Raw genomic sequence first — 15,263 nt, forward strand, 5'->3', positions numbered from 1 at the left:
AAAAAGCCCCCCGCGCAGGAGATGGAAATCCGGCGCGAGGGCTTGGGGGGAGTGTGGCGGTCAACCTTTGACCGCGCCAGCTGTAAGGCCGCTGACGATGTATTTCTGTGCGAACAGGTAAAGCACAAGCACAGGGAGCGAAGTCATAACGAGATCGGCGAAGATCAGGTTCCAGTCCCGGCTGTATTTGCCGTAGAAATTGTAAACGGATAGCGGCATCGTCCAGTCGGAGCTGTCGGTGAGGAAATAAAGCGGAATCGTAATATCATTCCATACCGACATAAACACCATAATCGCCACAGTCGCGTTCACCGGAACGATGAGCGGTGTAATAATGCGGAAGAATACAGCAAGCATGCTCGCGCCTTCCAGGAAAGCTACTTCATCGAGAGCTCTCGGTATCGATTTGATAAATCCGCTATACAGGAACACGCTGAACGCGACGTTCAAAGCGGCGTAAATGAAAATAACACTCGTAATGCTGCCATAGAAGCCCAGCCATTGTACGACACGAATCGTCGTAATAATCGACATCGGAGCAATAAGTCCCATAAAGAAAAACATATACAGGAAGCTCGACAGCTTTGATTCTCTTCGCACCAGAATGAAAGCAGCGGCTGAAGAGGTAATAATGTTGACGATGGAAGATACGCCAGTAATCAGCAGCCCATTCAGGAAGGCACGGCCGAGGCCGCCTTCTTTAAAAACCTGCGTATAGTTGGTGAACATCCACTTGTCCGGAAGCGCGAGCTTAAAGCGCAGCACCTCAGAGCTGGTCATGAAGGAACCGAAAATCATCATGAGCAACGGCACAATAATGATCAGGGAAGCGGTCAGCAGAAAAATTTCGACAATATAGTTGCGAAGCGCAAGTTTGCGTGTGTAGCTCATTATTCAGCAACCTCCTTACGACGCATGAAGATCAGCAGTGGAATGGAAATAACGGTAACCGCCGCGAACAGCAGCGTATTGATCGCTGTACCCATGCCCCAGTTGCCTTCTCCGAAGGCGCGGAGAATAATCGTTCCGACAACCTGGGAAGCGTTCCCCGGTCCGCCGCCTGTAAGGACGAATACTTCAGAAAATACCTTCAAGCCGCCAATGAGCGTCAGCATGAGATTGATATTGATAGCGGGCAGCAATAACGGGAGCGTAATTTTGCTGAACGTGCTCCACACGCCTGCTCCGTCAATCGTCGCTGCTTCATAATATTCTTTGGAAATAGACTGGAGTCCGGCCAAATAAATCGCCATCTGGAAGCCGGTATGCTGCCAGATCGACACCAGGGCAACGGTCCAGATTACAATGGATGGATTGGTCAGCCACGATTGGCCAAAGACACCTAGGCCGATGGCTTCCAGAAATTTATTGATGGTGCCATCTGTACGCAGCATTGGCGTGAACACAATACTGATAACGAGAACGCTCAAAATCGACGGCGAATAAAAAATCGCGCGCAGCAGATTTTTGGATTTCAGTCGCATGTTGAGGCCAATGGCTAAGGCGATACCAAGCACGTTTTTTCCGATAACCGTAACAATCGCGAAAATAAAAGTATTTTTCAGGGCTAAAATAAGCGTCTTGTCGGAAAAAATCTGTTTGAAATTGTCCCAACCGATAAATTTAAGCGTTTCGCGGTCAAGCCGCCAGTCCGTAAAGGAGTAAAACAAGCCGATGAGGGCAGGCAATACGAAAAATACACAATAAACGAGCAGGGCCGGCCATATTAGATAATAAGGATACAAGCTTTTTGTCTTCATCTGTAATCACGCTCCATAACAGCTTGGGCAGAATAAAGCCCTGAAGGACCTTATTCTGCCTAGTGTTCTATCAATTAAAATCCGGCAACGCCTTTATCTTTCATCAATTGTGCAAACTTGTCGTTCCAAGCAGACAATACTTCTTCCGGTGTTTTGGCACCAGCAAACTGATCCTGCAGGTTTCTGTACAGCTCACTGCGGTCTACCAGCATATGCGCATCTGTAGTCAGAACGGTTTTCTTCGGTGTAATGTAGTTATCTACGATTTCCTGCTTGTAGTCAGGCAGCTTAGGAGTCGTCACATCGTTGAAGTTGGAAACATAGCCCTGTGAATCAACAATTTTTTGTGCCTGCTCTTTGGAAGCGATGAACTCAAGGAATTTTTTAGCTTCAGCCATATGCTTCGCTTTTTTAGGAATGAACAGCTGTCCACCAAGCGGGCTTGCGCCAAGGCTTGCATCTTTGGAAGAAGGAATCGCGAACAGTCCAAGGTGGATGCTAGGATCTTTTTCCGCTACGTTCTCGATCAGCCAGTCGCCCATGAACATCATAGCCACTTCTTTGTCCAGAAATTTACCAACGGCCATATCGTAGCTGTCGCTCAAAATATCAGGATTCGTGTAGCCTTTTTTGAATACTTGGTACTGCTGGTCCAGCAAAGTTGCGAACTCAGGGATGTCTGTCCATTTTTTCTTATTGCTGTTCAGATCATCGAACAACGTTGGGTCATTTTTCGCTGCATAATCTGCGAATGCGGCTGCTGGCCAGATGTTGGCTGCCCAATTATCCTTGAACGGCATGAATACCGGTGTTACGCCGCTTGCTTTAATCGCTTCGCATACCGCAAGGAATTCCTCGAAGGTTGTCGGAATCGACAGGTTCAGCTCCTTGAACATATCCTTGTTGTACACAACGCCTTGCATGCCTGTGTCTTGGCTGACATGGAAGCTGTATACATGATCATTAGCGGACAGCACATCTTTGTTCAACAGACGGCCAACCCATGGCTCGCTATCCAAAATTTCAAAGTTGCGCTCCAAGTTCAGGTCGGTTACGGCGCTTGCCAGGTTGTACTGGATAATATCTGGAGTTTCATCAACCGCCAGCTTCGTTTGCAGCACGGTTGCTGTCTGCTCAGCTGGAAGCAGTTGAAGATTAACTTTAATGTTTGTCTCTTTTTCAAAAGCATCAAGAAGGTCTTGCGCTACAAAAGCGGAGTCCTGCGAGCTCTTGGAGATGGCTAGCTCCAGCGTTACTTTACCGCCGCTGCTGCCGCTTCCTCCGTTGGTTGCTGTACCTGCTGGGCTATTGCTGTTTGATCCGCATGCCGCCAGTGACAAAGCCAGTAAGCTTGCGATGACGCCCGTTGCAGCTTTTTTCATCTTGTAATTCATTTTTATATCCCCCCGTATTGAAATGTATGTGAATCATTCTGAATGCGGTTACAGGTTCGATTATAGACTTTAGAGCCAGATAGGTACATGTTTGGCATTTACCTTTCATGTGTAATATTCTGAACCGTCCACTCTGAGCCATTCACCGCTTGTCCGTCGATATCTGCAAATGGTACAGTAGGAGCATTAAAAGGTTCAAGGAGGAATAGGGCTGGCTATCATGAATCGCAAGTTCGGTAAAAACCAATTCCAGGCGAGTCTACAGACCAAGTTTTTTCTAACGTTCGTTGTGCTGCTGCTTATCGTGCTTGGCAGCTTTCTGGTCTATGTCAACCTCGTCGTTATACAACCGCTTAAAGAGAAGACCGAAAATGAAAAGCTGATGTCAGCAGAGAAGGTCAGCGATCAGCTCGATATTTATATCGATAGCCAAAATCAGCTATCCCAACGTATTTTGTCCAATAAAGATGTTTATATTTTGCTGGCCGATGACGCCGCTTCCCAAACGTTTGAAGGATTGTCCCGCAGCCGCAAGCTGAAGGATATTATGTTTCAGGCGATTGGGCCAAGCTTGAACATTCAGGATATGATTATTTACAACCTCGAAGGCTCTGCATTGGTCTCCTATATAGGCTACGACCGAACGCCGCCTTCTTTAAAGCCGCTGCTGGCAGACAGCGAAACTTCAGCGATTTGGAGCAGAAGCGGCTATTTGCTCAATCGGGAGGAGGCAGGAAAAGTCTCGTTTATTCGCCCGATTATCAATCAAAATGGTGAAATTTTCGGCTATTTGTCGATCCAGCTGGATCAAGCTTATTTGCAAATGCCGGCGGAGGGGCTGGCAGACAGCGAGGTATTTGTTTTGGCGCAGGACGGTCAGCTCATCTCAAGCTCGCAAAATGCAGAGGTCGACAAACTGCTGTCTACGCTGGAGCCGCGGTCGGGAGCAAGCGGCATGTATATGGATCATCAACAAAACTACATTACGTATTACAAATCCAGCAGCTCCGATTGGACGACCTATATTGTCACGCCAAAACAAGCGGTGCTCGGCCCCGTCAGCTCGATCAGCAACATTTCCATCCTGCTCATTACTTCGCTGATGCTGTTTTCCTTTTTTTACATTTATTTTTCCGCCAAAAATTTATTGCTGCCGATTCGCAAGCTGCGCAATCAAATTTTGCGTGTCAATTACAGCAATATGAATGTGAAGGTGGACAGCCGCTCGCATAATAATGAGCTGATTTTGCTCAATGAGTCGTTTCAGGAGCTGCTGGAGCGGCTGCAGCAATCGATTGAGCGCGAGAAGCTGGCGCTGCATGAGGAAATTAAAGCGCGCAATTCCGCGCTGCAAGCGCAAATCGCGCCTCATTTTATCCATAATGTGCTGTATTTGATTAGTATTGCTGCCCAGGAGGGCAAGGATCAGGTCGTTCAGGATATGTGCAAGCAGCTGTCGGACAGCCTGCGTTATGTTGTATCCTCTCCCTATCAGCATGTATCGCTGTCGGACGAGCTGGCATATACGCGCAATTATTTATCGCTCGTCCAGCAGAAATACGAGGATGATTTGGAGTGGGACATTGAAGCTGATGATGATTTGACGGGCTTGATCCAGCTTCCGCGGCTCGTCATTCAGCCGTTTGTTGAAAACTGCATTGAGCATGCATTCGAAAATACAGACCCGCCTTGGCGAATATCGATTCGCTTCAAGCTGTATAACGGATTGTGGGCGATTGAGATTAGCGATAATGGCGAAGGGCTCGCCGACGATAAAATCAAAGAAATACTCGGGAACATTGATGATTCCGATTCGGGAGCGCTTGAGCTGAAAATGAACAGCACGGGCATTGGCAATATGGGCATGGTGAATACGGTCAACCGGCTCAAGCTGATGTACAAAAACCGCCTTTTTTTCAATGTTTACAACAATGCAGAAACGGGCAAAGGCGCAACGATTCAAATTATTGCATCACTGACGAAGGATTTTTACTGATGAGGAGGGATAAGCGATGTACCAGGCTTTAATTGCAGAAGACAGCAAGCCGATCCTTCGCAATATTAAAGCGCTGCTGCAAGCAACCGAGCTGCCCATTCATATTGCCGCAACAGCGGCGAATGGCGAGGAAGCGCTGGCAGCTATGCGGCAGCATCGCATCGACATATTGCTTACGGACATTCGGATGCCGAAAATGGATGGGCTGGCGCTTATCGAGCAGGCGAAGCTGCTTCATCCGCAGCTCAAGGTTGTGCTGATCAGCGGCTACAACGATTTTGAATATACGCGCAAAGCGCTGAATTTGCAGGTGTTCGACTACTTGCTCAAGCCTGTTGAGCGCCATCAGCTGCAAGAGGTTATGGAGCGGATCATTGTCCAACTGAAAGAGCAGCAATCGGGGGAGGCCGGGAGCTTCAAAGATATCGTTGATCCCGATTTTCATGCAGAGCTTAGGCTGGGTCCGGAATTTCGGGAACAGACGAAAGCGCCTTTTCTCATCCATAAGCAGCCCTTCTCGCCGAATAAGGAGCAATGGAAGCTGAGCGTGCTGCAAGCCGGCTTGACGGAGGTTTTTGCTCCGCATGACTGTTGGGTTTTTCCAACGCAGCAGCCCTATCAGTTTTTTGTCCTCGTTAATCTTTCGGTAAAGGATAAATACCCTTCCGCTTATGAATGCATGGAGGCGGCGCGCAGCGGCTTGCTGAAGGAAGGCTTATATGCCTCGCTATGCGGCCAGCTGCAAGCAATCCCAGACGGCCGCTTGGCGGAGTTTTATCAGCAAATGTCGCGGCTTATGAAGGAACAGCTATCTATCACGGGCCCGCTGCTGCTGGATAAAGGCTATTCGGCGCTGCCGCTTGGCGCTGATTCTGCGATGACGGAGCTGCTCTCGAACAGCTTCGTGGACATGATTCGCCAGCGCCAGAAGGAGCGCTTCGCCTTAAAGCTGGCAGAGCAGCTGCAAAAGTGGCAGAGCAGCAACGTTCGGCTGGCTGAGCTGGAGCGCTTTCTGGTGCTGCTGACCGAGGCTTTCGGCAGCTCCCTCTCTGAGCAGGACCCGTGGAATAGGCTCAAGCTGACGGAACAGGCGAATAAGCTGCTGGAGTTGGACAGCTTTGCACACTTTACCGAGCAGCTGCTGCTCTGGACCGAGCAATGCTTTGAGCTGCTGCAAAATCAAAATCGCAAAAGCGGCTCCGAGCTGTTTCAGCAAATTGACGAGTACGTGCAGATGAACATGTATTCGCATGTGTCCATTGCCGATCTTGCGCAGCGATTTCATGTCAGTCCCTCCTATATCAGCCGAATTATGAAGAAATATGCGGAGAAAACCTTCGTCCACTACTACTTGAATTTGAAAATCAAGGAGGCGTGCCGGCTGCTGGAAACGAAGCCGGAGATGAAAATTAAAGAGCTGTCCGATGTGCTATCGTTCAGCGACCAGCACTATTTTTCCAAAGTGTTCAAGGAATATGCAGGATGCAGCCCGACGGAGTATAAAGAGCAGCTCAAGAGCTTATAAAGAGCTTTTAATAGACTTGTAAAGAGCGTATAAAATCGGCAACTGGTTTCGTCCAATATGAAAATAGGAGGGTCTACGATGAGGACAAGCTGGCTTTATGAATAAAACAGAGCGATTGTTAGCGATTTTACTGGAGCTCCAGCGTAAAGGCATGATGCGCGCCGAGGATTTGGCTGCGGTATTTGAGACGAGCGTTCGCACGATTTATCGAGATATGCAGGCGCTCAGTGAATCCGGTGTCCCGATTATCGGAGAGCCGGGTGTCGGCTATTCGCTCATGGAGGGTTATTTTCTGCCGCCTATTAGCTTTACCGTGGAGGAAGCCGTGACCTTATTGATTGGTACGGTTTTTGTCGAGCAGCAGTTCGATGAGGGATATACGTCGAAGGCGAGAGTCGCTCGCGGGAAGATCGAGGCTATATTGCCGGAGCGTGTCCGTGAGGAAGCGGACCGCACCAGTGCAGCCATCAAGCTGCTGGCACCCTATGATCCGCTTGCGGGCGGATTGGATAAACAGAAAATCAATCTTTTGCGCACTGCAATACTAGAACAGCGTAAAATACGTCTCCATTATAAGAAAATATATGCTGATGAGGACGGAACCCGGCATAGCACTCGGACAGTCTCGCCATATGGACTCGTGCTTTCGCAGGGCAATTGGCTGCTGCTGGCCCATTGCGAGCTAAGGGCATCGCTGCGCCATTTCCGCTTGTCGCGCATGGAGCAGCTTGCTTTGCTGGATGAGCGCTTCAGACGGCCACAGGACTTTGATCTGCATGCTTATGTACCCGAAAATGACCGCAAGCTGCCTGTGCGTATACGGGTAAATCCCTCTATAGCGGATAAAGTGAAGGAACAAAATAACTTTTATATGGAATCATTTGAGGAGAACGAGGACGGCTTGTACGTGAATTTTCTTGTTCGTGTGCAGGAGGAGCTGCTGCATTGGATACTTGGCTGGGGTTCAGGCGTCGTTGTGCTGGAGCCGGAATCACTGCGCCATCAGGTTCGGGAGGAAGCTGCTAAAATCTTGGAAAGCTACTGAAAAAGTTACTGACATACTGATGTCAGTAGCTTTTTCTTATACTGGGGCTATCTTACTTAAAGGGGCTGTGCAAATTGATAAATACGCTGCAATCTTTGAAGCAATTTGAACCATTGAAGGAGCAATATGAACGGGAGCTGGACTTGTTCACGCTCGAACAGCTGCAGAAAAAGCCGGCTGAAGCTGAATGGTCGATCGGTCAAGTTTATGTCCATCTAATCAACAGTGCGCTATACATGCAGCTTAGTTCTGCTGAGCAATGCTTGAGCGGGGAGTCGCCAGCTTCCGATAGCCCTGGTGATTCAACTAGTGAAATGAAGGAAATAAAGGAAATGAAGGAAAGGAAAAACGCCATTTATGCCGAAGGCAGCTTGCCGCCAATTCGCGTTCACGTTGATCCTTTTCCGGGATATACACCCATTCAGCCTAGCAGCAAAGAAGAGCTGATCCAAGGAATGGCAGAGGTGCTTCACCGCATGAAGGAGCTGGAGCCAGCGGTTGCACAGGCACCTGAGCATCAGACGGTTCCGCATCCGGGTTTTGGCGAGATGAACGCTAAGGAATGGTTCTTGCTCGTAGAAATGCATTTCCGCCATCATCTGCGCCAGCTGGAGCGCTTGAAGCCCTTCGTTGCTTCGATTTAACAGCTAAAGAGTCGACTGCGACTGCGGGAGCTGGTCCATATTGTGCTTCCGCAGCTTGCGTTCGCGCTTAAGCTTGTACATTGCTTTATCTGCACGGTTCAGCAAGGAATCCCCATCTAGTCCGTCCTGCGGATAAATACTGATCCCCATACTGAGCTTCGCGAACAACTGCTCATTGCCATAGCTCAGCGCTCGGCTTGCAAAACGTTCCTCTATTTCAGGAATAATCTCGTGGACGCAATCGGTGGCAGGGAGCGGGCTGATAAATAGGACGAATTCGTCGCCTCCCAGCCTAGCTGCCATGCCTTGACCACCGACACTTTCTTTAATGAGCCCAGCCGTATGCCGCAGCAAAGCATCGCCTGCATCATGCCCGAAGCGGTCATTCGTTTCTTTAAATTCATCCAGGTCAATCAGCACGACAGCGAGCTGATGCTCCTTCCGCGCAGCTTCCGCAATAGCTGCCGCCAGCCTTTCATAGAAGAAGCGGCGGTTTGGCAATTCGGTCAGCGCATCATGGTAGGCGAGAAAGGCAATCTGCTCCTGATGCTCCTTGATCAGCGTAATATTGCGGAAAATAAGAATGACATGCGGTTCATTATCTACCGTTATATAATCCCCATCAATCAGCACCGTGAGTTCTCTTTCTCCATTATGAATTTTCGTCTCCAGCTCTTTAATTTCCAGCTGGCTTCTGAGCCGTTTTTTCAGCTCGGCACTAGCTAGCGCATCCAGTCCAGTATGCTCCAGCTGCAAATGGTCAAACAGCTGCTTTGCACTTGGATTGGCTTCCTTAATGTTACCGGAGCTCTCAACGAGCAAAATCGCGGCTGGATTTAAATTGAATAGTCGCTCATATCGCTGTTTATTGCAATTGAGAAACTCAAACCTCTGCATAGCGAGCCGCAGCATAAAGCACCAGACAAGACCGCCGTATAAATAAGAGTAAGGGGGCAGTGTATTTTCGAATTGGAAATAGCCAAAGAAACCAACCCAAAGCATCGTAATAATGGTGCCGGCAATCATAAGCCGATAAATAGGCTCACGTTCGCGATCCTGAGAAGCTCTAACCCGGGCTTGACCAAGCAATAGAAAAACCAGATAGACAATGGCAATCAGAATGCTGCCCGTCATGGCGGCGAAATAAGGGAAATTGTATACGGGATATTTCCAAATGCCAACTTGAACGAAATCTTGGGAGGAAATGTATTTTTGGCTACTAAAAATGTTGAAGGGAATAATCAGCAGTGGGATGTAGAAAATATAGGGATAAATCCAACGCGGAAGCCGCTTGTCCATGCCGGAAAATTTGGAGATGAAATGTACGCCAATTCCAGGTATGGCGATGCCAACGTTAGAAAACCACAACGCTGTAAGAGCTGGGCTGTATTCAATGGGAAGCAGAAACCGAACATACTCCTCCATAAACAAAATAAAATAACAAACGATAATAAGGCTGACGAGCTGATGCTCGATCTTCTTCGGGTTGCGGTACAGCACATCCAGACCCATATAGAAAAATAAAAGCATCGGGAGCAAGTAAGCACCCAGTGAAACTAATACTTCCGACAGACTCAAGGCCTCTCTGCCCCTTCCGGATTCATCTGATCTGCATGCGCTGCAAACATCTAACCTCATTTTAGACAGTTCGTCGCTATTTGTCGATTTGAAATATATTTTCGTTTTCATTGGAAAATAGGGGCAGCAAAAAAGGAGGGGACTATTCCCCTCCTTAATGGCCCAAAGGCAGCTCGCACCGCCTCGCGCGGTCATCTATACCATTTTTTAAGTAGATTAGAAATTGAAGTTGTCTGGATCTGAACCTACGCGCACATTTTGATTCAAGCCGTCGATTTGTGCCATTTCTTCTGCGGAAAGCTCGAAGTCGAAGATGGCGGCATTTTCGATAATCCGATTTTCTTTAATCGATTTAGGGATGGTGATGATGCCATTTTGCAAATCCCAACGCAAAATGACTTGAGCCGTCGATTTGCCATGCTTGTCCGCAATGGCTTTCAGCACAGGCTCATCGAGCAATTTTCCCTGCATGAGCGGTGACCAAGCTTCAATAACGATACCGTGCTCGCTTGCGAAGCTTCTGATCTCTTGCTGCGTCAGGCGGGGGTGAAGCTCAATCTGATTGACCATCGGCACAATTTCTGCGCCATCCAGCACATCTTGCAGATGATGGACATGGAAGTTGCTGACGCCGATTGCTTTCACGCGGCCTTCTTTATACAAGGTTTCGAGCGCACGCCAAGCTTCCTTATATCTGCCCGGCTTAGGCCAGTGGATTAAATAAAGGTCCAAATACGCTAGTCCAAGCTTTGCAAGGCTAGTCTCATATGCGGCAATTGCCGTCTCATAGCCAAGATCGGAATTCCATACTTTGGAAGTAATGAATAGTTCCTCACGGGCAACCCCGTACTGTTCCATCGCTTCTTTGATTGCTTGGCCCACGCCTTCCTCGTTCTGATATACGGCTGCGGTATCGATGCTGCGGTAGCCATTTTTGATCGCGGCTTTAACCGAACTGACGACTTCCTCGCCGTCTTCTACTTTAAATACGCCAAGTCCGAACCAAGGCATTTTGACGCCGTTATGAAGCGTGACCGTATCCTGCAAATGTTGTGCTGTCATGAATGAACTCTCCTCCTGAAAAATAAAATGTATACTTGAGCCGCAATGTCATTTGCAGCGTTTAGCTCGTTGCTGGCTGACAACTGTAATTATGCACCCTTACACCCGAAATAAACAGTACGTACTTTAAAGTACCCATATTACTATAAAGTAATCTTTACCTACGGCCGCCACGGAGCCATTTTCTCCATGCCCCTTGTGTTCGGGTAGTATTTTTGGGACAATAATGATAAAGAAGAACGGATCGGTCGTTCAATGCAGTGGAAAGAGGAACAATCATGATGAAACCATCCATTTATGGATTAACCTTTGAGCAGCTAACCGCCTGGCTGCTGGAGTTTGGACATAAGAAGTTCCGCACGACACAGGTGTGGGAATATTTGTACCGGAAACGGGTTACGTCCTTCGAGGAAATGACGGATGTGAATCCGGAATGCTTGAAGGTGCTCGAAGAGCATTTTGCTATCCAGACGCTGGCAGAGCACACGCTTCAGGAGTCGGCTGATGGAACGCGCAAATTCCTGTTCAAGCTCAGCGACGGCAATCTGATCGAGACGGTGCTGATGCGGCATAAGTTTGGCTTATCCGTCTGTGTGACGACGCAGGTAGGCTGCAACATCGGCTGCAGCTTCTGTGCGAGCGGACTGCTGGCGAAGAGCCGCGACCTGACGAGCGGAGAAATCGTTGAGCAGGTGATGAAGGCGCAGCTGTATCTGGATAAGGAGCAGCAGGGCGACCGCGTCAGCCATCTGGTCGTAATGGGCATTGGCGAACCGTTCGACAACTATACGAATTTGGTCGATTTTCTGCAAGTGATCAAGGATCATAAGGGGCTGGCGATTGGCCCGCGGCATATTACCGTGTCGACAAGCGGTTTGACGAAGAAGATTATGGATTTCGCCGACAACGATCTTGGCGTTAATCTGGCGATTTCGCTGCATGCGCCGAATAATGAGCTGCGCACGCGCATTATGAAGATCAATCGCGCATTGCCGATTGAGAAGCTGATGGAAGCGATCGATTATTATTTGGCGAAGACGAAGCGGAGAATTACGCTCGAATATATTTTGCTCAAGGATATGAATGATCAGGTGGAGCATGCGCTTGAGCTAGTAGAGCTTGTTGCGGATAGAGGGTCGCTCGTGAATGTGAACCTCATTCCTTATAATCCGGTCGATGAGCACAGCCAATATCAGCGCAGCGAGCCGGAGTCGATCCGGGCGTTCTATGATACGATTAAGAAAAATGGCCTTAGCTGCAGCGTGCGTCTGGAGCATGGCACGGATATTGACGCAGCCTGCGGACAGCTTCGCAGCAAGCAGATCAAGGCGTCCAAGGATCAAGTGCCGCAGGAAAGCGCGGCGAGATAGAGCATAGCAGGCATATAGGCATATAGCAGCAAGGCATACGGGCATTTCCGACTGCTTTTTTACAGGCGGCAGGAAGTGCTTTTTCTAAAATATAAGCATTTATTAGTTTCACACTTATTCTAGGCTTATATTTCTCGGACTGAAACGCACCGCACCACCAAAGGCTGGCGACAGCCGGAACCAGCGATAAATGAAAGGCAGTCTTCGCAACTTGACGCAAATTAGGTTAGAATGAACAATAGAATGCTGGACAGGAGCTGTTATGATGTCGAAAGATAGAGAAGAAATTATATTAACGCAAGAGGGGCTTGCCCAGTTGGAAGCGGAGCTTGACGATCTCAAATATGTGAAGCGCAAGGAGCTCGCAGCCCGGATCAAGCTGGCCATCAGCTACGGCGATTTGAAGGAAAACAGCGAATACCATTCAGCTAAAAACGACCAGTCTTTCATGGAAACCCGAATTATTATTTTGGAAAAAATGCTCAAGAAGGCCCGCGTCATTGATGTGGAAGCATTGGATACGAGCCGGGTCAACATTGGCTTCACCGTGATTTTGAACGATGTGGAGTTCGCGGAAAAGCTGGAATACAAAATCGTCGGCACAGAAGAGGCTGATGTTGCAAGCAATAAAATATCCTACGAAAGCCCGCTCGGCAAAGAGCTGATGGGCAAAGAAGTAGGCAGCATTATTAGCGTGAACGCGCCAATGGGCATCATTAAATACGAGCTGCTCGAAATTAAGGCGTAACGCACCAACTTATTCGTGGTCAAATAGAGGAGAAATGGACAATGGCTAGAAAAAAAATCGTTCATACGACGGTAGAAGACAAGCTGAATCATAAACTAACGGTGCTGCTCAAGGAATGGGCGGGACAGAGCGGCTTTTTTGGCTACAAGGATATGGATTTCGAGCAGGTGCTGGCTTTGGTGAACACAGCTGGCTGGAAGACGGAGCTGGATCATTCCGATCCGGCGATTCGTTCCGTACGCATGGTCAAAGAGGATACAGTCAGAAAAGCGAAGTTTATTGTGGATGACAAGGGTCGCGTTATTAAAATCGACTAAGGCGCAAAGCGGCCGGACTGGAATCGACTGCCTAGCCTTCCATTACACCATACCGAGTTGCCGTGGCGAAAGCCCGGCGCGCAGAAAGCGTTCCCTTGTGGGGAAAGCAGCCTGTGCGTCGGGCTTTTTCCTATTTCACAGCCGATATTGAATCCAAGCTCCATATTTTCGAAAAAAACGGCAATGCTAATGTTACGAAGTTTACAAAGCATTTACCGTACTCTAATACAGCTATAAACTTTCAAACGTATACTAAGGACAAATAATGAAATGAGGCGTTCTATGACAGCCGATCCGATTGCTCAATTTGAGAAGAAGATGATCATCCGCAATATAGAAACGGCAGATATCGACCAGATTATTGCTCTGCAGCTCATTTGCTTTCCTAATATGGCCCCATGGAAAAAAGTTCAGCTTGAAAGCCATCTTCGCATTTTTCCAGAAGGGCAAATTTGCGTGGAGCTGGATGGCGAAATTATTGGCTCCTGCTCCAGCCTCATCGTCAACTTTGATGACTATTTGGAGCAGCATACGTATTCGGAAATTACGGATAAAGGCTTTATCCGCAACCATAACGCGCGTGGCGAGAGCCTGTATGGGATGGAGGTTATGGTGCACCCCGAGTACCGGAGGATGAAAATCGGCAGACGGCTGTATGAAGCGCGCAAGCGGCTGGCCGAGAAGCTTAATTTAAAAAGCATTATCGTCGGGGGGCGTATTCCCGGCTATCACAAATACAGCGACAAGCTGACGCCGCGGGAATATGCGGAGGAAGTGCTGCAGCAGAACATTTATGATTCGGTGCTGACGTTCCAAATGATGAACGGCTTTACGCTCAAGCGGATTTTGACGAACTATTTGCCCGATGATGACGATTCGATGAGCTATGCCTCCTTGCTGGAATGGAACAATATCGACTACAAGCCGAGCAGCAGCAAAATCCATTATAAGCTCTCGTTTCCGGTGCGCATTTGCGTCGTGCAATATATGATGAAAAAAATCGACTCCTTCGAGGAGTTTGCGACGCAGTGCGAGCATTACGTCGATGTAGCGGCCGATTACAAATCAGATTTTGTCGTGTTTCCTGAAAATGTGACGATGCAGCTGCTCTCTTTCCTCGATGACCGGTCCCCCAGCCTTGCGGTGCGCAAGCTGACGACATTCACAGCGGAATACGTGGAGCTGTTTACGGAGCTTGCCGTTAAATACAATGTAAATATTATCGGCGGCTCGCATTTTGTGGAGCGAAATAATCGCATTTACAATGTGGGGCATTTATTCCGCCGCGATGGGACGATCGAGCAGCAGTACAAGCTGCATATTTCGCCAAATGAGCGCAAATGGTGGGGCATCAACGGCGGAGACCGGCTGGAGGTATTCGATACCGACTGCGGCAAAATTTCCATTCAGCTGAGCAGCGATATTGAATATCCCGAGCTGTCGCGCGCAGTGGCGGAAGCCGGTGCGCAGCTGATTTTTATCCCTTTCTGTGCGGAGGATCGCCAGACTTTCCTGCGGGTTAAATATTGCGCGCAGGCGCGGGCGATCGAAAATCAGGTGTTTACAGTCACCTCGGGAACGGTCGGCAATTTGACGCATGTGGACAATGTCGATATTCAATATGCGCAGTCTGGTGTATATACGCCAGCTGATTCCTCATTCCCGCGCGACGGCATTGCCGGAGAGTGCAGTGAAAATACAGAGACGATTATCATGGTCGAAGTCGACATGGAAATTTTGCAGCGCTACCGCAAGTCCAAGGATGTGCTGACGTTCCGCGATCGCAGGACGGATATCTATTCCTTGCAAATTCATTCGTAGCAT

General features: G+C 48.6%; 13 protein-coding genes. 8 read left to right on the plus strand and 5 right to left on the minus strand.

What is annotated here, in order from left to right; genetic code table 11:
- Positions 1-60 precede the first annotated feature (60 nt).
- From ASF12_RS15565 to ASF12_RS15575, 3 genes are all read right to left on the minus strand, one after another.
- Complete coding sequence (locus ASF12_RS15565; RefSeq protein WP_056036367.1) at positions 61-891, minus strand: carbohydrate ABC transporter permease; 831 nt, start codon at positions 889-891, stop codon at positions 61-63.
- Positions 891-1,760: a carbohydrate ABC transporter permease gene (locus tag ASF12_RS15570; protein WP_056036369.1), complete on the minus strand. Its 870-nt coding sequence runs from the start codon at positions 1,758-1,760 to the stop codon at positions 891-893. The genes ASF12_RS15565 and ASF12_RS15570 overlap by 1 nt, the downstream gene beginning before the upstream one ends.
- Positions 1,761-1,834: 74 nt before the next feature.
- Positions 1,835-3,154 (minus strand): ABC transporter substrate-binding protein, encoded by a 1,320-nt coding sequence (locus ASF12_RS15575; RefSeq protein WP_056036370.1) that lies wholly within the window; start codon positions 3,152-3,154, stop codon positions 1,835-1,837.
- A gap of 220 nt (positions 3,155-3,374) precedes the next feature.
- On the opposite strand from ASF12_RS15575, the gene ASF12_RS15580 reads away from it, so the two are divergent.
- The 4 genes from ASF12_RS15580 (at position 3,375) to ASF12_RS15595 (ending at position 8,364) form a co-directional block, all read left to right on the plus strand.
- Positions 3,375-5,150, plus strand: coding sequence for a sensor histidine kinase (locus ASF12_RS15580; RefSeq protein ID WP_056036373.1), 1,776 nt, complete (start codon positions 3,375-3,377; stop codon positions 5,148-5,150).
- Between the two features lie 16 nt (positions 5,151-5,166).
- Complete coding sequence (locus tag ASF12_RS15585) at positions 5,167-6,675, plus strand: response regulator (protein ID WP_056036375.1); 1,509 nt, start codon at positions 5,167-5,169, stop codon at positions 6,673-6,675.
- A gap of 97 nt (positions 6,676-6,772) precedes the next feature.
- Positions 6,773-7,720 (plus strand): helix-turn-helix transcriptional regulator, encoded by a 948-nt coding sequence (locus tag ASF12_RS15590; RefSeq protein ID WP_056036377.1) that lies wholly within the window; start codon positions 6,773-6,775, stop codon positions 7,718-7,720.
- A gap of 77 nt (positions 7,721-7,797) precedes the next feature.
- Positions 7,798-8,364: a DinB family protein gene (locus ASF12_RS15595; RefSeq protein WP_056037032.1), complete on the plus strand. Its 567-nt coding sequence runs from the start codon at positions 7,798-7,800 to the stop codon at positions 8,362-8,364.
- Positions 8,365-8,367: 3 nt separating this feature from the next.
- Here the strand turns inward: ASF12_RS15595 and ASF12_RS15600 are convergent, their stop codons facing one another.
- Together ASF12_RS15600 and ASF12_RS15605 are read right to left on the minus strand one after the other, a co-directional pair.
- Positions 8,368-9,942, minus strand: coding sequence for a sensor domain-containing diguanylate cyclase (locus ASF12_RS15600; RefSeq protein ID WP_056036379.1), 1,575 nt, complete (start codon positions 9,940-9,942; stop codon positions 8,368-8,370).
- A 216-nt stretch (positions 9,943-10,158) separates the two neighbouring features.
- Positions 10,159-11,004 carry an aldo/keto reductase gene (locus ASF12_RS15605; protein WP_056036381.1) on the minus strand — a complete coding sequence of 282 codons (846 nt, stop codon included), beginning with the start codon at positions 11,002-11,004 and terminating at the stop codon, positions 10,159-10,161.
- A gap of 278 nt (positions 11,005-11,282) precedes the next feature.
- On the opposite strand from ASF12_RS15605, the gene rlmN reads away from it, so the two are divergent.
- The 4 genes from rlmN (at position 11,283) to ASF12_RS15625 (ending at position 15,260) form a co-directional block, all read left to right on the plus strand.
- The gene (rlmN, locus tag ASF12_RS15610) at positions 11,283-12,374 is read left to right on the plus strand and encodes a 23S rRNA (adenine(2503)-C(2))-methyltransferase RlmN (protein WP_056036383.1); all 1,092 of its coding nucleotides are present in this window, start codon (positions 11,283-11,285) and stop codon (positions 12,372-12,374) included.
- 262 nt (positions 12,375-12,636) lie between these two features.
- A complete protein-coding gene (gene greA, locus ASF12_RS15615; RefSeq protein WP_442952530.1) occupies positions 12,637-13,122 on the plus strand; it encodes a transcription elongation factor GreA in 486 nt (161 codons plus the stop codon).
- A 41-nt stretch (positions 13,123-13,163) separates the two neighbouring features.
- Positions 13,164-13,439, plus strand: coding sequence for a hypothetical protein (locus ASF12_RS15620; protein ID WP_056036385.1), 276 nt, complete (start codon positions 13,164-13,166; stop codon positions 13,437-13,439).
- 270 nt (positions 13,440-13,709) lie between these two features.
- Positions 13,710-15,260 (plus strand): GNAT family N-acetyltransferase, encoded by a 1,551-nt coding sequence (locus tag ASF12_RS15625; protein WP_442952531.1) that lies wholly within the window; start codon positions 13,710-13,712, stop codon positions 15,258-15,260.
- The last annotated feature ends 3 nt before the right edge of the window (positions 15,261-15,263 follow it).

This window comes from Paenibacillus sp. Leaf72, from assembly GCF_001422685.1.
In the GTDB taxonomy this organism is placed as follows: domain Bacteria; phylum Bacillota; class Bacilli; order Paenibacillales; family Paenibacillaceae; genus Pristimantibacillus.